This is a genomic window from Pedobacter sp. (genome assembly GCF_046462515.1).
GTDB lineage: Bacteria > Bacteroidota > Bacteroidia > Sphingobacteriales > Sphingobacteriaceae > Pedobacter.
Genome location: NZ_JBKGVD010000009.1, coordinates 15,818 through 34,181 on the forward strand (window position 1 = coordinate 15,818; position 18,364 = coordinate 34,181).

General features: G+C 35.7%; 17 protein-coding genes. 10 read left to right on the forward strand and 7 right to left on the reverse strand.

The genetic code is table 11. The features are described 5' to 3' along the window. Nucleotides 1–334: 334 nt before the first annotated feature. From ACLHG9_RS11905 to ACLHG9_RS11940, 8 genes are all read left to right on the forward strand, one after another. Complete coding sequence (locus ACLHG9_RS11905) at nt 335–1,540, forward strand: HEAT repeat domain-containing protein (protein ID WP_410221723.1); 1,206 nt, start codon at nt 335–337, stop codon at nt 1,538–1,540. A 92-nt stretch (nt 1,541–1,632) separates the two neighbouring features. Then, a complete protein-coding gene (locus tag ACLHG9_RS11910; protein ID WP_410221724.1) occupies nt 1,633–3,030 on the forward strand; it encodes a glycosyltransferase family 2 protein in 1,398 nt (465 codons plus the stop codon). Continuing rightward, entirely contained in the window at nt 3,011–5,884 is a 2,874-nt protein-coding gene (locus ACLHG9_RS11915) for a tetratricopeptide repeat protein (protein ID WP_410221725.1), read from the forward strand. The genes ACLHG9_RS11910 and ACLHG9_RS11915 overlap by 20 nt, the downstream gene beginning before the upstream one ends. Before the next feature lie 3 nt (nt 5,885–5,887). Continuing rightward, nucleotides 5,888–8,020 (forward strand): DUF4838 domain-containing protein, encoded by a 2,133-nt coding sequence (locus ACLHG9_RS11920; protein WP_410221726.1) that lies wholly within the window; start codon nt 5,888–5,890, stop codon nt 8,018–8,020. A gap of 10 nt (nt 8,021–8,030) precedes the next feature. Further along, complete coding sequence (locus ACLHG9_RS11925; RefSeq protein WP_410221727.1) at nt 8,031–8,582, forward strand: DUF1573 domain-containing protein; 552 nt, start codon at nt 8,031–8,033, stop codon at nt 8,580–8,582. 75 nt (nt 8,583–8,657) lie between these two features. Next, nucleotides 8,658–11,177: a glycoside hydrolase family 9 protein gene (locus tag ACLHG9_RS11930; RefSeq protein WP_410221728.1), complete on the forward strand. Its 2,520-nt coding sequence runs from the start codon at nt 8,658–8,660 to the stop codon at nt 11,175–11,177. Nucleotides 11,178–11,244: 67 nt separating this feature from the next. Next, nucleotides 11,245–11,430: a hypothetical protein gene (locus ACLHG9_RS11935; RefSeq protein ID WP_410221729.1), complete on the forward strand. Its 186-nt coding sequence runs from the start codon at nt 11,245–11,247 to the stop codon at nt 11,428–11,430. A gap of 41 nt (nt 11,431–11,471) precedes the next feature. After that, the gene (locus ACLHG9_RS11940; protein ID WP_410221730.1) at nt 11,472–12,050 is read left to right on the forward strand and encodes a DUF2911 domain-containing protein; all 579 of its coding nucleotides are present in this window, start codon (nt 11,472–11,474) and stop codon (nt 12,048–12,050) included. A gap of 17 nt (nt 12,051–12,067) precedes the next feature. On the opposite strand, the gene ACLHG9_RS11945 is transcribed toward ACLHG9_RS11940, so the two are convergent. The 4 genes from ACLHG9_RS11945 to ACLHG9_RS11960 all read right to left on the reverse strand — a co-directional run bounded on the left by ACLHG9_RS11945 (nt 12,068) and on the right by ACLHG9_RS11960 (nt 14,150). After that, nucleotides 12,068–12,556: a hypothetical protein gene (locus tag ACLHG9_RS11945; protein ID WP_410221731.1), complete on the reverse strand. Its 489-nt coding sequence runs from the start codon at nt 12,554–12,556 to the stop codon at nt 12,068–12,070. A gap of 5 nt (nt 12,557–12,561) precedes the next feature. Next, the gene (locus ACLHG9_RS11950) at nt 12,562–13,143 is read right to left on the reverse strand and encodes an RNA polymerase sigma factor (protein ID WP_410221732.1); all 582 of its coding nucleotides are present in this window, start codon (nt 13,141–13,143) and stop codon (nt 12,562–12,564) included. A gap of 47 nt (nt 13,144–13,190) precedes the next feature. Then, complete coding sequence (locus ACLHG9_RS11955; RefSeq protein WP_410221733.1) at nt 13,191–13,520, reverse strand: DMT family transporter; 330 nt, start codon at nt 13,518–13,520, stop codon at nt 13,191–13,193. Nucleotides 13,521–13,583: 63 nt separating this feature from the next. Continuing rightward, nucleotides 13,584–14,150 carry a Crp/Fnr family transcriptional regulator gene (locus ACLHG9_RS11960; protein ID WP_410221734.1) on the reverse strand — a complete coding sequence of 189 codons (567 nt, stop codon included), beginning with the start codon at nt 14,148–14,150 and terminating at the stop codon, nt 13,584–13,586. A 148-nt stretch (nt 14,151–14,298) separates the two neighbouring features. Between ACLHG9_RS11960 and ACLHG9_RS11965 the strand changes: the two genes are divergently transcribed. Next, nucleotides 14,299–14,655: a DUF6249 domain-containing protein gene (locus ACLHG9_RS11965; protein WP_410221735.1), complete on the forward strand. Its 357-nt coding sequence runs from the start codon at nt 14,299–14,301 to the stop codon at nt 14,653–14,655. Between the two features lie 160 nt (nt 14,656–14,815). Next, entirely contained in the window at nt 14,816–16,216 is a 1,401-nt protein-coding gene (locus ACLHG9_RS11970) for a DUF4932 domain-containing protein (protein ID WP_410221736.1), read from the forward strand. 8 nt (nt 16,217–16,224) lie between these two features. On the opposite strand, the gene ACLHG9_RS11975 is transcribed toward ACLHG9_RS11970, so the two are convergent. Genes ACLHG9_RS11975 through ACLHG9_RS11985 form a run of 3 tightly spaced genes read right to left on the reverse strand, consistent with a single transcriptional unit; the run spans nt 16,225 to nt 18,342 of the window. Further along, nucleotides 16,225–16,653 carry a hotdog fold thioesterase gene (locus ACLHG9_RS11975; RefSeq protein ID WP_410221737.1) on the reverse strand — a complete coding sequence of 143 codons (429 nt, stop codon included), beginning with the start codon at nt 16,651–16,653 and terminating at the stop codon, nt 16,225–16,227. Beyond that, complete coding sequence (locus tag ACLHG9_RS11980) at nt 16,650–17,153, reverse strand: DinB family protein (protein WP_410221738.1); 504 nt, start codon at nt 17,151–17,153, stop codon at nt 16,650–16,652. Before ACLHG9_RS11980 ends, ACLHG9_RS11975 begins: the two co-directional genes overlap by 4 nt. Beyond that, nucleotides 17,134–18,342 (reverse strand): sensor histidine kinase, encoded by a 1,209-nt coding sequence (locus ACLHG9_RS11985; protein WP_410221739.1) that lies wholly within the window; start codon nt 18,340–18,342, stop codon nt 17,134–17,136. Before ACLHG9_RS11985 ends, ACLHG9_RS11980 begins: the two co-directional genes overlap by 20 nt. Between the last annotated feature and the right edge of the window lie 22 nt (nt 18,343–18,364).

Here is an 18,364-nt window from a genome sequence, read left to right on the forward strand (position 1 = left end):
AATTTTGAAATCTCGTATAGATTAACTACCTTGTACTCATTAAAGGTTTAACAAATCTTTTAAAAGCATTTAAACGCTGTATAGCGTATGCAAATTGTTAATTTTTTGGGATGAACTGCCCCTGCTGTAAAGTTGGGGCAGTTTTATTTTCATCCGTTTTACGCAATCAACGGGAAATACATTCCACATTTTTACACACAAAAAATCCTATTTAAAGCATAAACAACAGCTCAAAACGCTTTTAAATCACTTTAAAGCTAAATACTAAATAATTAACACATTGGCCTTCTTTTTGTCTCTATACCAGCAAACCTAAACTACAATTAATAAAATTATGGCCTTATTAAATTATATAGACCGTTATTTAGATATTATGCTGAGCTACCCTTTTGTAATAAGGGTTGCAATGATTTTCATATTAATCAATGTTTTCGCCGCGCTTATATTTTTTGCTACCTTGTATTTTACCGTAAGAAACCGCAAGAAATTAGAAAAAGAGATCAAAACAGTGTATCCTGAACAAAGAAAATTTTTCTCTGAGATATTGAGTTCTGCCTCTTTCATTCCTGATTTTGAAATACATAACCAATTTGTAGAGAAATTTGGAAAGCTTAACAACAGATCTTATATCCCCGCCATTACTTCTCTTCAAGATCTGGTAAAAGAAAACCCCGATTTAATTAAAGCAAAAAACTACCGTGCTGTTATCGATGGTTTAAAGATAGATCGTCATTTAGAAAAAAGATTGGATTTTTCGAGCACCAGAGAGCGTTTAAGAACTTTTCAAACCTTGTCTATATTAGATTTAACCATTTCTGATTCTAAAATATTACCTCACACATATAGCAGGAATATTTCTTTGAAAAAAGAATCACGTAACTCTTATGTGGGTATCAGCAGTCACGATCCTTTCAAATTTTTTGAGCACACAGATAATAATATCAATTATTGGGACCAGATCAACCTGATTAAACAGCTTGAAATACATCATAAAAACCATTTACCCAATTTCAGTAAATGGATTAAATACTCTAAAAACATTTCTCAGCAAACCTTTATTATAAAAGCCGTTGCTTATTTTAAACAAAGATCTTCCATACCTGCTTTAATAGAACTGTTAGATACATCTGACCATACCGTAAGAAAAGAAGTGATTTCTGCTTTAGGAACCATGCAGGTAGAACAAATTGAAGATCGTTTAATCAGCATTTACCACGATCAGCCACAGGCTTGTCAGGATGCTATAGTAGAAGCCCTTTACACCATAAACTCGGGAAATTGTCTGGAGTTTTTAAAAGAAGCTTATACTTTTTCAAGCAACATGGAGTCTAAAAAATTAATCGCAGAAGTTATTTACAGATATAACGAGGCCGGAAAACACTTTATCGAAACCTTATCTCAGCAGGAAGATGGATTTGAAAAATTAATTTTAGAACATGTTAAAAATCCTCTTATTCCTTCAAGATTATCATTAGTTAGCCGTAAAACTGCTAAAGATTATGCAACAAACAACCTTGATAATTTAAGTTTTTCCATTTAATATCCTCAATCATTAGAGCAGATTTTTACCTATTTTAGTTTATGCAGGCTACCTTTGATTTTTTTGAGTACTTTGTTTTTTTCTACTCCACCATGCTTTTTTTGTTGTATGGCGTATTAGGAGCTTTTGCATTCATTAACATTATTCGCTATAAAACATACAACTCAAGACTTGATGACGACTATTTAATGAATTCTTCGTTAACGCCGGGCATCTCTATTGTGGCTCCCGCCTACAATGAAGAAAAAACCATTATTGTTAACGTAAACTCGCTCTTAACCTTAAAATACCCGCTTTTTGAGGTAATTATTGTTAATGATGGAAGTAAAGATAAGACTCTTGAACTGTTAATTAAGGAGTTTGAGCTTGTAGAAACACCTTACGCTTATGTTGAACGTATCAAAACCAAACCATTTAAGCGGATATTTAAATCTACCAACCCTAAATATTCTATCTTAACCGTAGTAGATAAAGAGAATGGTGGTACAAAAGCCGATGCTTCTAACGCAGGGATTAATGCAGCTCAATATCCATACTTCTTGTGTACAGATGTAGATTGTATCCTTGACCGTAACACCATGTTACGGATGATTAAACCTATTTTAAACTCAAAAACTCTTACTATTGCCGTTGGAGCTACTTTACGCATGTCTAACAGTTGTGATGTGGAAGATGGAGTAATTAAAAGAGTTAGACCACCAAGAGGCCTTGTGGCTCGTTTTCAGGAGCTGGAATACCTTAGAGCGTACCTTTTTGGTAAAATGGGCTGGAGCCTTATCAATTGCGTTCCCAATATTTCTGGTGGCTTGGGCCTTTTTAATAAGGAAGTTGCGATAGATGCCGGTGGGTATGATGGAGAATCGCATGCTGAGGATATGGACCTTTTAACTAAAATGGCCTCTCACATGATCAATAACAAGAGAAATTACCGCATTCAGTATATTCCTGTGTCTTGCTGCTGGACCGAAGGACCGCCCAATCTAAAGATTTTGTCAAGACAACGTGTTAGATGGGCAACGGGATTAGCACAGCTATTTCTGGTGCATCGTAAAATTCTATTCAATTACAGATTTAAAAAATTAGGCCTTGTAATTTTTCCATTTATTTTTGTTTTTGAGTTTTTAGCTCCTATAATTGAATTATTGGGCTTTATTTGGTTCATTTTATTGGTACTGAAAGGCGATGTAAACTGGCATACAGCAGGCTATATATTTTTATATGCTTATTCATTTGCAGTTTCTATTGGAACTTTAGTTATTTTATTTGATAATTTTGTACAAAGACAATATAAAACGTTTTATGAAACCTTAAAACTTTGGATCTTGATATTTCTCGAAGGCTTCATATATCACCCTCTGCTTATTTTCTTCTCAATTAAGGGATATTTCAACTATTATACCTCAAAAGAAGTAAAATGGGGCACAATGACCAGACAAGGTTTCGACAACAAAAAACAGGCTAACAAATCCAATGAACAAACATCTATATAATATTTTAAAAGTTGTTATCATCTGTTGTATTACGCTGATACAGGCTGGTATCTTATTGGCGCAAGATTCTTCAGATGAATTTTACACGTTGGCAAGGGCAGCCGGCGAAAGGGGGAAATATACCCAAGCTTTAGAATACTGCGAAAGGGGATTGAAAAAATCGCCTTTAGACATGGACCTGCAAGAATATTTAGGTAAATGTTATATGGAAATTGGTCAGTTAGATAAAGCCCGGATTATCTTGCTCGATGTATTGAAAAAAAGCCCTAAAAGAGTTGATGCCAGACATTATCTAATCAATATAGAAACGCAGACCAAACGTTATTATAGTGCTGTTTGTTATGTAAACGAGCTTTTAGAAATTACACCTTACAGTAAAACCCTTTGGTTAAAAAAGATTAATCTGTACAACCTCATGGACAACAAGATAGAGGCTAACCGCTCGGCAAAAAGGCTCTATCAGATTTTCCCTAATGATAATGATGTAAAAAGCATCTATAACCAGTATCTAAGAGAAGACGCGTTAAAATTAACCCGGGAGAGGGATTTATTTAGAGCTTCTAATCAATATGAAAAAATTATTGAACTCGAATCTAACGACCCTGATATTTATTTAAATCTGATCAATACCTATTTAAAACTGGGGAATTATGTAGAGGCTTTGACCATTGCCGACATAGGTTTACAGAAACTGCCCAACAGTAATGCGCTTTTTGACAAAAAAATAGGCATTTTAGAAGAACAAAATGAATATCAGAAGGCAATTGACCTGTTACAGGCTAAATTAAGAAAAGGAGAATCTCCACAATATCGCCGTGCTTTAAACTATTTAACCACAAGGGCTGCTGAATATTATAAAAACACTGATCCCTATGTGTTATATGGTAAGGTATATGCCCAAAACCCAGGCAATCAGGATGCCTACAACTTCTTAGTAAATACGGCCATTACGCGTGGCTATACACAAGATGCGGAAGAGCTATTGAAAAAAGGGTTAAAATCTAATCCTAACTCAAAAATATTGCTTACAAAGCTGTTGACTGTATATGAAATTCAGAAAGACTGGGAAAAAATCGGAAACATTGTAAATAAGCTTTATACCCTATACCCTAATGATACCGATATTAAAGAAAGTTACTATGCCTGGTCTTATCAGAAAGCAAAATTAGATTTCAGCGAGCAGAACTACAAAGAAGCGCTTTGGGGCTTCCTTAAAGTATCGCAATCGCCAGAATACAAACGCTATGCTAACCAATATATCTTTAACATCCATGCACAAAGAGGTAATTATGATGATGCGCTAAATACCATAAATGGCATGATCAAAGCCTATCCGCAAGAAAGCCAGTATGTATTAAATAAGGTTGATTTACTCATGAACATGGGCGAAAGCGAAGAAGCTTATAATCTGGCCAAATCGTATCAAAAAGAATATCCTAACAGCCCTGAATACGCACAAATGGCTAAAGATGCGGCTGTAGGCTTTATCAAATACCTTAACAACAATCAAGATTTTGCTCGGGTTAAAACTGTAGCAGATGAGCTTATAGCCTCAGATCCTAACAATATACAGGCTTATAACTATGCTGTAGGCGCAAGAGTAGCCATGAAGAATTACAACGAAGCATTGGATTTACTGCAAAAAACCATTGTTTTATATCCTTCATCAAAAGACCTTAAGTTAAAATTAGCTGGTATTTATGCCCAAACAGACAAGCATGAGGAGGCAGCGGGTATTCTTAAAGATTTGAGGATAAAATATCCTTATAACGATACGCTTAAAAACAGCTTGGTAGAAGAACTTATGCTATATGCTAAATCTACGGACGATAAAAAAGAGTTTGATAAGAGCAAGCGGCTTTATGGAGAAGTAATCTCTCTTGAGAAGAAAAGTCAGGATGCGGCCATTAAATTATCTAATATTTACTTAGATGAGAACAAAGCCGATAGTGCCATGCTGGTTGTTGATAATAGTTTAAATAACAATCCCGATTACCCTGATCTGCTTTTTCAAAAAAGTGTGATATATGAAAAAATGGGCGATTACAAGCAAGCCCGAGAATACCAGGCACGTTTTGTTGCGCCTATAAATAAACCTAAACAACATTTAGAAAGACTTGATGAATTAGAGGGTAAGTCACTTGATAATCAGGTAAATATAAGTTACCTAAGAGCACATACAGACTCCGCCATGTTCAATACCTCTGTGGCATCATTAGAATACCTGAGGGCAACAAAAAATAAAATGAATACTTATGTTGCAAGAGTTAACTATGCTGCAAGAAATAATGGGGTTGGCTTACAGGGAGAAGTAGATTGGTACCATTCGTTTAAGAACAAGTCTAACTTTTTGGCCAATGTAGGTGTAGCAAATCAGTTCTTCCCGAGTTTTAAAGCGGCGTTTTCTTTCTATCAGCCTTTTGCTAAAGTTTGGCAGGCAGAAATTGGGGCCCGTTACGCACGCCTTCCAAATAACGACAATTTTATTACCGGAATTGTGGGCTTAGAACGGCAATTTAACAATGTATGGCTAAATGGAAAGCTACATGTAATGAGCGATGGCAACAAGTTGTACAATAATATCTTGGCGCAATCGAGATTTTATATGAAAAATGAAAAGAATTACATCATGACCATGGCATCGGTTGGTAACGCTCCTGAGGATCCTCGTTTAGATTTTCAGGTAAAGACCTTCCTTTCGTATGTAAACACAATGGTAGGAGCCGGGTATTTCCATTATATAAATAACAAAACATCTATTGGAGCCATCGGAAACTGGTATAATTATAAAACTACACCAAATTCATACCTTAATCAGTATAACATATACTTAACGGTCAGAACTAAGTTTTAAAAGATGTTCAAAAAATTATTGTTCTTATTGCTTACCCAGCTTTTGCTGGTTGGTTGTGCAAATTCAAAAGATTTTGTGCTTTACAAGAACAACAGCGCTTTACCTTTAATAATTGCTGTAACCCAGCATGAATTAAAGGCTGCTGCACGGTTCCAGCAGTTTTTTAAAATCGCGACTGGAAAGAACATTGAAGTAAAAAACAATGGAACAAACAACCACGAAAGAAAAAATATTGCACTTGTTATAGATCGTGATATTAACTCCGATTCTTTTCATATTTATACCGAAGAAAGCACACTTTATATTAAAGCCGCTAATTTAAATGGACTTTTAACCGGAGTATCGAACTTTTTCTCAGACTATGTGGGCCTTACACAATTTGATACCGCAAAATCTTTTTCTTCCCTTACAGAAATTAAGGTAGATCAAAACTTAAATTATACGACTAAGTATGATTTTGAATATAGGGAGCCTTATTTCGCCCAAAATTTCAACCCTGATTTCAGGTACTGGAACAGCACCCACAGCATAGAAGATAAGTGGGCTTTATGGGGCCATAACCTAGTTAAAGCAGTTAAAGTAACTCCTCAAATGCTGGCTAAAATAAACGGCAAAACCAATGATGAGCAATTTGATTTTAGTAGTAAAGAACTCGAAAAAGCCTTAACTGAATATATTTCGCAAAAATTAGAGTATGATTCTGATGTAAATTATTTTATGATCATGCCTAACGACAATGATATTGTCTGTTTATGCGATGCTTGTAAAAAAGAGGGAAATACAGAAAATAATGCCAGTCCGGCTGTTTTCGCCTTACTTAATCGCTTGGCAGATAAATTTCCTCAAGCCGTTTTCTTTTCTTCGGCATACATAACCACACAAACTCCTCCAAAAACAAAGCTAAAAGCCAATACTGGAGTTATGATCAGTACCATGTCTTTTCCAAAAGGGGTTATTATAGAGAAAAGCACTAAATTCGCTTCAATTAACCGTATTTTTGAAGATTGGAAGGCCTTAACAGATAAAATATACCTTTGGGATTACGCTATTAATTTTGATAATTATTTCGAGTTCTATCCTACCCTACTTATTCAGCAACAAAATCTTAACTATTACAAGAATAAAGGTGTTAATGGCATATTTATGCATGGTAGTGATGAAGGTAGCTTCACCGCTTTTGGAGATCTGAAAGCCTATATTTACGCCAAGCTTTTTAAAGATGTAAAGACAGATGTAGAAAAAGAAATCAAGTTATTCTTTATTAAAGAGTATCCTAAAACAGGAACTATTCTATCTGATTATTACCTCAATGCTGAACAGGCAAGCTACAAATCAAATAAAATCATTGATATTTACGGAGGAATACAACAGTTTAAAAATAAATATCTTAACTTAATTGACTTAAATAATTTATATAACAAAATTTCTACTCTTTATTCTTCTGCAAGTGTTGAAGAACAGAAAAAACTGAACCTGGTTCTGGCCTCTGTATCTTTTCAACAACTGGAAATCATGCGCACAAATGGGGTAAGTGAAAATGGCTATGCAGTTCCAACAAATGGCTCATCCGCTACTATAAACGAACAATCAACATCAGCATTAAAAAGTTTCAAAGAATATTCTACCGCCGGGGGAATAAATACTTATAATGAAATTGGTTTATTGGTTTCAGATTACCTGAAACAATGGCAAAATCTGCTTAACCAACCTTATAAAAATCTATTGTATGGAAAAGCTTTAAAAGCGCTTTCAAAATTAGATGAAGACTATCCTAACATTAAAGTTTTAAATGATGGAGCTTTGGGTTTTACAGATTATTACAACAACTGGCTCATTGCAACTATTGAACCCCTTAAAGTAGAAATAGCTGCGCAAGACATTAAAGAGGCATCATGGCTGGAAATGCATTTTTTAGTTGATAAAAAACATCGTATTTATGCGCCTGAAAGTATAGTGCTAACATTAGACGGGAAACCTCAAGAATATAAACTTAAAGAAGACGCTTTTACAGGTATACAGAAAATAAGGGTTCAGGTAAAAATCCCAAAAACCACACAATCTGTAATTTTGAGTGTTAAAAAGAAACCAGAATTTGAAAAAAGGGCAATAGCCTGCGATGAAATCATATTTAATTAATCTTACAACAATGGCCTTATCTCATTTAAAAAATATAAAATTCAATCTACCCGGTTTTCTGGTGGTTTTAATTGTACTTCTGCAAAGTTGTGCGCCTAAAGATCTGCCACTAACCACGCTTAAGATTGAAGACCCTGTAAGAAAATACTATCCCATTTTGCAAGGACAAAAACAACAAATTATTGTTAAGGTTACCAATACAGGTAAAAATCCCTTAAAAATCTATGATGTGTATCCTTCCTGCGGATGTACTATAGCCAAATATCCTAAAAGAGCCATACCGGCCGGAGATACCGGAACAATTGTATTGGAATATGACAGCAATAAAAACATTGGATATGTAGGCATACATACCACTTTAAAGACCAACACCAAAGAAGGGTGGCAATCTTTCTTTTTTGAGATCAATGTGGTGCCAGATCCTCACTACACACCAGATTATGAAGAGCTTTATGCCGAATACCAGAAAAACAACAGAGATTTGGTACAACAACTGGTTGATGGCAAAACCAATGAAAGAGGCTACGAAGTTCCGGGCAGCGAACGCAGTAAGTTTCAATAATCCTCATTTCTTCTTCAAAAATCCCGGTTTGTAAAAAAAGCCTATATTTATTGGCTTATACTATTACGAACCACAATGAAGAAAAAATTATTGTATACTTTCTGTATTATCGGGTTGCTTACTTTAAGCACAGCTTTAACCTCAAAAACGAGATACGAAGATAAAAGCTGGATAAGAATAAATCTTTTGGGCTATAAACCCGACGGTATTAAAGTAGCGGTTTGGGCTACAAAATCCGACTTTATTCCGCAGCGTTTCGAACTGATAGATAAAAATACCGGCAAAACGGTGTACACCTCGTCTAAAATCAAAAATTTCGGCAACTATGGCCCTTTTTCTCATACTGCCCGCTTAAATTTTTCTGATTTTAAAACTCCAGGACGTTATTTCTTAAAAGCAGGAAATATAGTTTCTCTTGAAATTATTATAGACAAGGATGTTTACAAAGGTGCAGCCGATTTTACGTTACGTTATATGCAGCAGCAACGTTGCGGTTTCAATCCTGTGTTGAAAGACAGTTGCCATACACATGATGGTTTTATTGTTTACGGCGCTAAGGGGGGACTAAAAGACAGCACACATTTTGATGCTGTAGGCGGGTGGCACGATGCGAGCGATTATTTACAATATAGCACTACCACTGCAAATGCAGCTTATCACCTTTTAATGGCTTACCGCGATTTTCCTCTTGCTTTTCAGGATACAAAACAGGCAAACGGGCTGGATGGCAAAAATAACATTCCCGATGTTCTCGATGAAGCCAAATGGGGATTAGAATGGATGGCAAAAATGCATCCTAAACGCAATGTCATGTTTAATCAATTGGCAGATGACCGCGACCATATCTCTATGCGTATTCCTAAAGAAGATAACCAATATGGCAAAGGTTTTGAGCGCCCTTTGTATTTTATTGACGGAGAAAAACAACAGCGTGGAAAATTTTTAAACGATACAAAAGGCACCAGCTCTACCGCAGCTAAGTTTACCAGTGCATTTTCTTTAGGCAGCACTCTTTTCAAAGAAATAGACCCGATTTTCTCTGCTACATTATCAGAGAAATCTGCTTCTGCTTATGAATATGCAAATATCAAAAAAGGAGTTACACAAACAGTATCTGTAAAATCGCCTTATATTTATGCAGAAGACAATTGGGTTGACGATATGCAACTGGCCCTTGCCAATCTCGGTTTAAAAGCCAGCAATTCTGTTCAAAAAAAGAAATATCTCGATTCTGCTTTCTACTATGCGCAGCAGGAAAAAATAACACCATGGTTAGTTAATGATACCGCCGCTCACTATCAATGGTATCCTTTTATCAACTTAGGACATTATGAATTGGCCAAACAATCTGAAGGAGACCGTAAACAACAGCTGATCAGTTTTTACAAGCAGGGAATTGAGCATGTTTGGAACCGTGCCCAACAAAACGCTTTTTATCGTGGCATCCCTTTTATCTGGTGCAGCAATAATTTAACCGTATCATTTGCCATTCAATGTTTCTGGTACAACAAAATAAGTGGCGATCATACTTTTAGTGAACTTGAACAGGCCAATTTCGATTGGATTTTTGGATGTAACCCCTGGGGAACCAGCATGGTATACGGTTTGCCTTCGTGGGGCGATACGCCCAAAAATCCTCACTCTGCCTTTACACATTTAGGCGGGTATCCGATAGATGGCGGATTAGTTGATGGTCCGGTTTACACCACTATCTTTAAAGGGTTAATAGGTATACAGCTTACCAAAGATGACGAATATGCCGATTTTCAGAGCGATTTAGCTGTTTACCATGATGATTATGGAGATTACAGTACCAACGAGCCCACTATGGATGGAACGGCTTCGTTGATTTATCTGCTGGCCGCGCAGGATCAAAAAGCTAAAACCGAATCTATATATGGTGCTATTACCCGTGGAGATATTAATAGTAAAAAACTGGCAATCGTATTTACAGGAGATGAATTTGCTGATGGGGGGGAAATCATTCAAAAAGTGCTGCAACAACATAAAGTACAGGCCTCTTTTTTCCTTACCGGAAATTTCTACCGCAACCCAAAGTATACATCCTTAATTAAAAAACTAAAAACAGATGGGCATTATTTAGGCCCACACTCAGATTATCATTTGCTTTATAACGATTGGAAAAACCGCGACAGTACGCTGGTTAACCGTACTGAGTTTGACCATGATTTAAATGCGAATTACGCCGAGATGAAGAAGTTTGGCATAGATAAAAAAGCTGCGCAATATTTCCTTCCTCCTTATGAATGGTATAACCAAGAGATAGCGGACTGGACCAAGGAACAAGGTTTACAATTAATTAATTTTACGCATGGCACTCGTTCAAATGCAGATTATACTTATCCTGAAATGGGGAAATCTTATGTAAACAGTAACGACATCATGCAATCTATTGTCAACTACGAGCAAAAAAATGCCACCGGCTTAAATGGATATATCTTATTACTGCATATAGGTACTGACTCTCGAAGAAAAGATAAATTTTATAATAAGCTACCCGACTTATTGCAGTATCTTAAAGCTAAAGGCTATAAACCGGTTACCATAAACCAGTTATTGGGCTCCGCAAATTAAATTTTTAGATTAACCAATATTAAATTAAATAGTTACCTTTGCTCAAAATTACATTACTTTAAATAAGATGAGTTCACAAGAAAATAACAAAAACAACTTTGATTGGATTTGGTATATTTTAGGTATGATTACCTTTGTACTTGCATTTTCTGCAGTAACACTACACATTGGTTATTTATTTTTAGCTGCAATTTTAGGTTTGATTTTTGGCGGAGTTTTCCTTGAGAAAATAGTTAAAGGCCGTCACTATTAATTTACACTAAAAAGGCTGTTAAAACGTTTTATTTTCATTGTATGAAAAAACTTTCGTTTTTAGTTGCACTAACATTTAGTGCATTAGGCTTGTTTGCCCAATCTCCAAAAACAGGTAGCGAAACAATAACCTTTCCGCAAGTTGACAGTAGTCCTTTAGATGTTGTTTACTATCCTTTAAACACCACCAAAGCAAAAGAAAATACTGATCCGGTTATACGTGTTTTTTATTCCCGTCCATTTAAGAAGGGGAGAGAAATATTTGGTGTTTTAGAACCTTTTGATAAAGTTTGGCGCTTGGGAGCTAATGAAAGTACAGAAATTGATTTTTTTAAGCCCGTGTTTATTAATAATACCAAGGTTAAACCGGGACGTTACAGTTTATTTGCCGTTCCAGGAAAAGAAAAATGGATTTTAATTGTAAATAAGCAAACGGATAAATGGGGTGCTTTTTCTTATGACCAATCTAAAGATGTGGTAAGAATAGAGGTTCCTGTTGAAAAGCCAATTAAAGTAGTTGAAGCACTTTCAATGACCTTTAATGAAAGTGAGAATACAGCAAATCTTGTTATAGCATGGGATAACACACAAGTATCTTTACCCATTAAGTTTAAGAAATAATAAAAAACGGGAAGTCATTAGCTTCCCTTTTTTTGTGTTATATTTTGTTTAAGCTTGCCATCTATAAAAAACAAGATAAGACCCGCTAAAGCTAAGCTAACGGTACAAATAACCACATTTGTAAATATTCCATTTAACTTCGAAAAATCAAAATTTATACGGAACAACGGAGCGGAATCTTCACTGGTTGAAGAAGATATCACGCCATAAATTAGCCAGCCCGATAATGCAGCCACAAAAAAAGCAGCGATACCATAAATAATTCTGGCATCAAGTTTAGTTTTTAAGGGTGCGGGTAAAGTTTGTTCATTAACTTCTTCCATTACATTCCTTAGAAAAGACATAGAAGGTTCTTCTAACTCCATACCCTTAAGTTCTTTATTAAGACTAAACAACTCTTCATAAAGCATTGCTGCTTTAGGGTTAGTTTGCAAAAGGATTTCAACCTCTGCCCGCTCTTCAGCAGATAAAGTTCCATCAATATAACTCCAAATTTTTTCTTCCATTGCGATCATATCAAGTCCTCCACCTCATCGCCTAATGCTAATTTCAGGCGCTCTTTTAATCTTTTTCTTGCTCTATGTAATTTAACCTTAACTGTATTTGCATGCATTCCTAACGAAGCTCCGATTTCTTCCAAACTTTGTTCTGCTTTATAAAACAGCGTAAGTATGGCTGCATCATCAGGTAAAAGAGCCTGTATACTTTCTTCTAGCAACATACTGATGTTTTTACGTTCGATTAGATTTGAATCAAAACTGCCATCAGGATTTGCGATCTGTATATATTCTTCTTCTCCGTCTATAGAGTGCGTGTCTAATCTTTGCTTCCGTAAAAAAGTCATAGCGGTTGTATAGGTTATAGTGTACAACCAGGTAGAGAATTTAGCTGTTTTCTTAAATGTACCTAATGCTTTGTATGCTTTAACAAAGCAATCCTGTGCTATTTCCTCTGCGTCTTCACGTTTTTTCACATACCTTAATGCCAAAGAAAAAACAAGCTTTTGGTGTCGTTTAACCAAAATAGCATACTTTTTCGTGTCTCCCCCAAGTACGGCTTCTATCAATTCTAAGTCTGTTTCAATATGCGGCATAAGATGTGTATATGACGCGGCAAAGCCTTATGAGGTTACACCTAAAATTATGCACCCTTTGTTTCGGCAAAAAATTTAAGCCCGGCAATAGAGAGAATCAAAGTCGAAATAAAGAAAACACGCCAGAAATTTACCGGTTCTTTAAAGAAAAAAATTCCCACCAAAACCGTACCCACGGCACCTATTCCAGTCCATACGGCATAAGCTGTACCCATAGGCAATATTGTAGTGGCTCTATTCAGAAAAACAAAACTCATAGTTGCACAAATAAAAAAACCTATTGCCCATTTAACATTACTAAAGTTATTTGAAAGTTTTAAACAGGTTGTAAAACCTACCTCCAATATTCCTGCTATAATCAAATATATCCAAGCCATTTTATTTATTTTTTTGCAAAAGTGAAGCTTAATTCTCTCTTTTCTTTTAACAATTGATAAATTTTACCTGATACCTGCCCTGATCCTGCTCAAACTTACTTGTGTTATGCCCAAATAAGAAGCGATATACCCCAGTTGTACTCTTTTAATCAGAGAAGGATGCCTTTGTAACAATTCTTCATATCGTTCTGTAGCCGTTTTAAACAAATAACCAATAAAACGCTCTTCTGTATTTAAAAGCTCTTGTTCTGCAAATTTACGCCCCCAATTAGCCAATAAAATATTATTAGTGTAAATCGTGTTCAGCTCAGTATTGGATATTCTGTATAAAATGCTGTCTTCAAGCATTTCTATATATTCATAGCCGGGAGCATTTTTAAAAGAGCTCATAAAAGATACCATTATGGTTCCCTCCTCTCCAAACCAAATCGTTTGCTCTCCTTTTTCGGTATGGCAATAAGCTCTGGCTATGCCCTTTTCTATAAAATAAACATATTTTTCTACCTGGTCCGCTCTGATAACAACTGTATTTTTATGAACTTCTACCCGTTCCATTGCGGCCAAAAGAAGCTGTTCTTCTGCTAAAGGTAAAGAGGCTACCTGCTGAATGCTTTGTATAATGTTTTTCAAAGTAAGATCATGGTTTAAATTACAGCGTTAAATTTACGTGATTATTTTTTTGTTACCGGGTGTAACCTAATTTTTTATGGTGTTGTCATAACCCTCAGAACGACGTTCATAACAAATAACAGATTAACAATTATAAAAAATTAATATTATGCCTGGAGAATTAATACCTATAACCCTTTTCTTAAGCATAGCCATTGTTGCTTTTGCTTTTAGATACTTTATAAACCGTGAAAAAATGGCCATGATCGAAAGAGGGATAGATCCCGGAATAGCCAAATCTATTCCAAAGCCATTTTTAAGCTTAAAGACCGGTCTTCTTTTAGTAGGCTTAGGTTTAGGACTACTGGTTGCCATGATTTGTGTCAGAGTAAGCTTCGGATCTTCTTTAAGCGGTCAGGAACCTTTACAGGTTACGGCCATTTACTTCGGTTGCGTACTTGTTTTCGGCGGTTTAGGTCTTATTGTATCTTACGTTGTAGAGAAGAAGTGGATGGATAAACAATAATTATATTCACTTAAACGGGTTGAGGCAAAATGGCTATGTAAGTTTGCTTACACAGTAATTTTGCCTTTTTCGTTATAGAATATATCGACTTTAATAATGTATTTTTGGTTTAATATAAAGCACATTACAACTTAAAAACATCCATCCACAATATAAAAGAATGAGATTAATTACAACCTTATTTTTGAGCTTTTTTACTTTCTTAGCTTTTGCACAGAAGCTTACAACTCTAGAAAAGCCAAAAGTTGACGAACGCATTGAGCTTTTAAGTATCGTTTTCAGACTTGCGGATAGCGAGGAGTATAAATCAGAGCGATTTAAGCTTTACACCGATAAAATTCAAGCTCATTATAATTCTTTTAAAAATCACGAACTGATTCAATTCATTAAAAATTTAAGGCGCAAAAAAGGTGTTGGATATGATGCCGTAATGAGTATGGCTATTTATCTTGATAATGATTTAAACCCAATAGGTAATTTTACTAATGAGATTCCTGACAAACGCTGGGGAAAAGATAATGCCTATGAGTTTGCTAAGCTCTTGAAACAATTTTACAAAGACAGCAATAGCAAGCAATTTTTTGAATCCAACCAACAACTTTATGCAGAAGCAAGTAAACGTTTTCTACCCGTATATGAACATCTTGATTTGAATTGGTACACAAAATTTTATGGAAAAGAGCCTGATGAAAAGTTTGTAATTATAAACGGGCTTGGAAACGGAGGAGGAAACTATGGCCCCTCTATCACTTTACCAAATGGACAAAGAGAAGTTTATGCCATTATGGGGACTTGGAAAACAGATAGCTTAGGAATGGCAGATTTTACAATCAACAACTACTTTCCTACCTTACTTCATGAGTTTAACCATTCATTTGTAAACTACCTTTTAGATAATGATCCTAAGCCATTTAGAAAATCTGGAGAAAAGATATACAAAACCCTAGCTAAGGAAATGCAAAGCCAGGCCTATGGAACATGGGAAACAATGCTCAATGAAGCGTTGGTAAGAGCGGCTGTTATTAAATACATGAAAGACCATAAGTTTACTGAAAAAGAGGTTGAAGAAGAAACTAATGTGCAGTTAAATCGGGGTTTTATATGGATTGAAGAATTGGTATCAGAGCTTGAAAAATACGACCATGAAAGAAATCAATATCCAACTTTAGAAAGCTATACACCCAAGCTCATCAATGCTTACCAGGCTTACGCAAAAAATATAGACACCTACGTTGAACAGCTTGATGAGAAACGACCAAAAGTAATTTCAATCAACGAATTCAAAAATGGAGATCAGAACGTTGATGCTGCATTAAAACGAGTTACCGTTAACTTTGACCGTGCTCTTTTAGGGAAAGGACGTTCCATCAATTATGGAAATGATAAAAACACTTTCCCCAACTTTAAAAATGTTACTTATACCGAGGATAAAAAATCCATCATTATTGAATGGGATTTAGAAAGTAACAAGAATTATGAATTTGTTTTAACAGGTTTAGCCTTTAAATCGCCAAAAGGAATATCGATGAAGGATTACAAAATAAGCTTTAAAACCAAATAATAATCGGATCAACCTTGAGGTTTAGGCAAAATTGCTGTTGTAAGTCTGCTTACACAGGTAATTTTGCCTTTTTCGTTATATAGCTTTATATCCCAAACATGTGTTTTTGCGCCAATATGTAGAGGTTTGCAAACACCCTTAACATAACCAGAGCTTACTGATCTTAAATGATTGGCATTTACCTCAAGGCCTACGGCAATAAATCGCTCAGGATTTATGCACAGATAAGAAGCTATACTACCCAATGTTTCGGCTAGTACAACCGATGCTCCCCCATGTAATATCCCAGCAGGCTGATGTGTACGTTCATCTACCGGCATGGTAGCGCAGAGATAATCCTCTCCTATTTCTGTAAAAACAATATCCAGCAACCCACCAATATGATTTTTGGGTCGATTATTCAACTCTTCTATGGTAACCTGTTCAAACCAGATCATAAATACCTTTCTTCAATGATATTCTTGTGATGAATAAGATGTCCCGCTATAAAATATACCAGAGCTCTTGGCGTAATGGGCACTCCATTAGCAATGCCTGTTCTGTTAAGCTCCTCCTCATTTAATGATTTGATCAGATATAGATTTGCTGTACGCATGGCTGCAAACTCTTCTCCTAAGCTAAACAGGCTTCTATCCTGAAAATGTGCATTGCTTACATAAGCATCTTCATCAAAGCCCGGTAAGGCATTTTTATCTCCGCGAACAAAACAAAGCATTCTGTATGCTAAGATGCGCTCGGTATCTATAATATGCCCAACCAATTGTTTAATGGTCCACTTTCCTTCCGCATAAGCATAATCTCCCTTATCTGTAAGTGAGTTTATGAAATTAACAAAGTCTTTTGCTTGTTTTTCTAAGGTAATTATAATATCCTCTTTCACTAAAGAGATATAAACATCTGCCCATTTAGGGTATTCATTAATTTGAGGTCGGTTCATAAGTTATACTACTTTTTAATATTATCCTGAATGTTGTTCCTTTTCCCGGTTCAGAATCTTTAACAAAAATCTGTCCGTTGTGGTAGTTCTCTACCATTCTTTTGGTTAACGATAAGCCTAATCCCCATCCTCTTTTACGGGTTGTATATCCCGGTTGAAATACGGTATCGAACATGGCTCTTGGTATGCCTTTTCCAGTATCACTAACATCTATGAATACTTCTTCTTTTACCAGGTTTTCAATAATGTTTACCGTTATTGTTCCTTCATTATCGATGGCATTTACTGCGTTTTTAAGTAAATTTTCAATTACCCAATCAAAAAGTGGCACACATAACATAGCTCTTACCTGTTTGTCGCCCTCTATAATGAAATTAATTTTATCAGAAGTTCTAATCCTGAAATAATTGATGAAATTTTCTACCACAACATAAACCACATGATCTTCAAGTATAGGTTTAGATCCTATTTTGGAAAAGCGGTCTGCTATGATTTCCAACCGGCTGATATCATTCTCCATTTCCGCTATTAACGAATCATCCTGTGCATTATATCTTGTTTTAATAATTTCAACCCAAGCCATTAGAGAAGATATTGGAGTGCCCAGCTGATGGGCAGTTTCTTTGGCAAGGCCCACCCAAACCTGATCCTGTTCGGCCTTACGTGCAGCACTAAAAGCTACATAAGCCGTAAGCAAAAACAAAGCAATCACGCCCAATTGTATATAAGGGAAATAACGCAACTGGGTTAAGATGGCAGAATCTTTATAATAGGCTATTAAAGGTTCTCCATATATTCCTTTCATCGCGGTTGGCAAATGCTGCTGCTTCATGATATTCAGCTGCTTTGCAAAATACAATGAATCATATTCTTTCTGCTTGTTATCCGGATAAAGCGTTTTGGTAGAATCTAGGCCATCCCAAAGATAAATTGCGCCATCTGCTTTGGTAATGATCACATCCATTTTATTGTTTTTCTTGATAGTCTCAAAAACCTCTGCCAGCATTTCGTTATCATACATCTTCATGCGCTGCTCGGCTACTTTTACCCAAAGCTTAAACTGAGTAGCCTCTTCACGCTCCATTTTCTTTACAAAGAAATCTGAATACAAAACCGAAGCGCTGCCAATTACAATGGCAAAAACCAAAAGAAAAATCTTCCACCTACGCTTTTTTTGATACGGGTTCATTTTTATACCTGCCAATTTACAA

Coding starts and splice junctions, on each gene's coding strand:
- ACLHG9_RS11945 (WP_410221731.1), bottom strand. CDS start 12,556: ATGGAAGAAAAAATTTGGAGTTATATTGATGGAACTTTATCTGCTGAA.
- ACLHG9_RS11905 (WP_410221723.1), top strand. CDS start 335: ATGGCCTTATTAAATTATATAGACCGTTATTTAGATATTATGCTGAGC.
- ACLHG9_RS11920 (WP_410221726.1), top strand. CDS start 5,888: ATGTTCAAAAAATTATTGTTCTTATTGCTTACCCAGCTTTTGCTGGTT.
- ACLHG9_RS11980 (WP_410221738.1), bottom strand. CDS start 17,153: ATGAACCGACCTCAAATTAATGAATACCCTAAATGGGCAGATGTTTAT.
- ACLHG9_RS11965 (WP_410221735.1), top strand. CDS start 14,299: ATGCCTGGAGAATTAATACCTATAACCCTTTTCTTAAGCATAGCCATT.
- ACLHG9_RS11950 (WP_410221732.1), bottom strand. CDS start 13,143: ATGCCGCATATTGAAACAGACTTAGAATTGATAGAAGCCGTACTTGGG.
- ACLHG9_RS11910 (WP_410221724.1), top strand. CDS start 1,633: ATGCTTTTTTTGTTGTATGGCGTATTAGGAGCTTTTGCATTCATTAAC.
- ACLHG9_RS11930 (WP_410221728.1), top strand. CDS start 8,658: ATGAAGAAAAAATTATTGTATACTTTCTGTATTATCGGGTTGCTTACT.
- ACLHG9_RS11975 (WP_410221737.1), bottom strand. CDS start 16,653: ATGATCTGGTTTGAACAGGTTACCATAGAAGAGTTGAATAATCGACCC.
- ACLHG9_RS11925 (WP_410221727.1), top strand. CDS start 8,031: ATGGCCTTATCTCATTTAAAAAATATAAAATTCAATCTACCCGGTTTT.
- ACLHG9_RS11970 (WP_410221736.1), top strand. CDS start 14,816: ATGAGATTAATTACAACCTTATTTTTGAGCTTTTTTACTTTCTTAGCT.
- ACLHG9_RS11985 (WP_410221739.1), bottom strand. CDS start 18,342: ATGAACCCGTATCAAAAAAAGCGTAGGTGGAAGATTTTTCTTTTGGTT.
- ACLHG9_RS11940 (WP_410221730.1), top strand. CDS start 11,472: ATGAAAAAACTTTCGTTTTTAGTTGCACTAACATTTAGTGCATTAGGC.
- ACLHG9_RS11935 (WP_410221729.1), top strand. CDS start 11,245: ATGAGTTCACAAGAAAATAACAAAAACAACTTTGATTGGATTTGGTAT.
- ACLHG9_RS11915 (WP_410221725.1), top strand. CDS start 3,011: ATGAACAAACATCTATATAATATTTTAAAAGTTGTTATCATCTGTTGT.
- ACLHG9_RS11955 (WP_410221733.1), bottom strand. CDS start 13,520: ATGGCTTGGATATATTTGATTATAGCAGGAATATTGGAGGTAGGTTTT.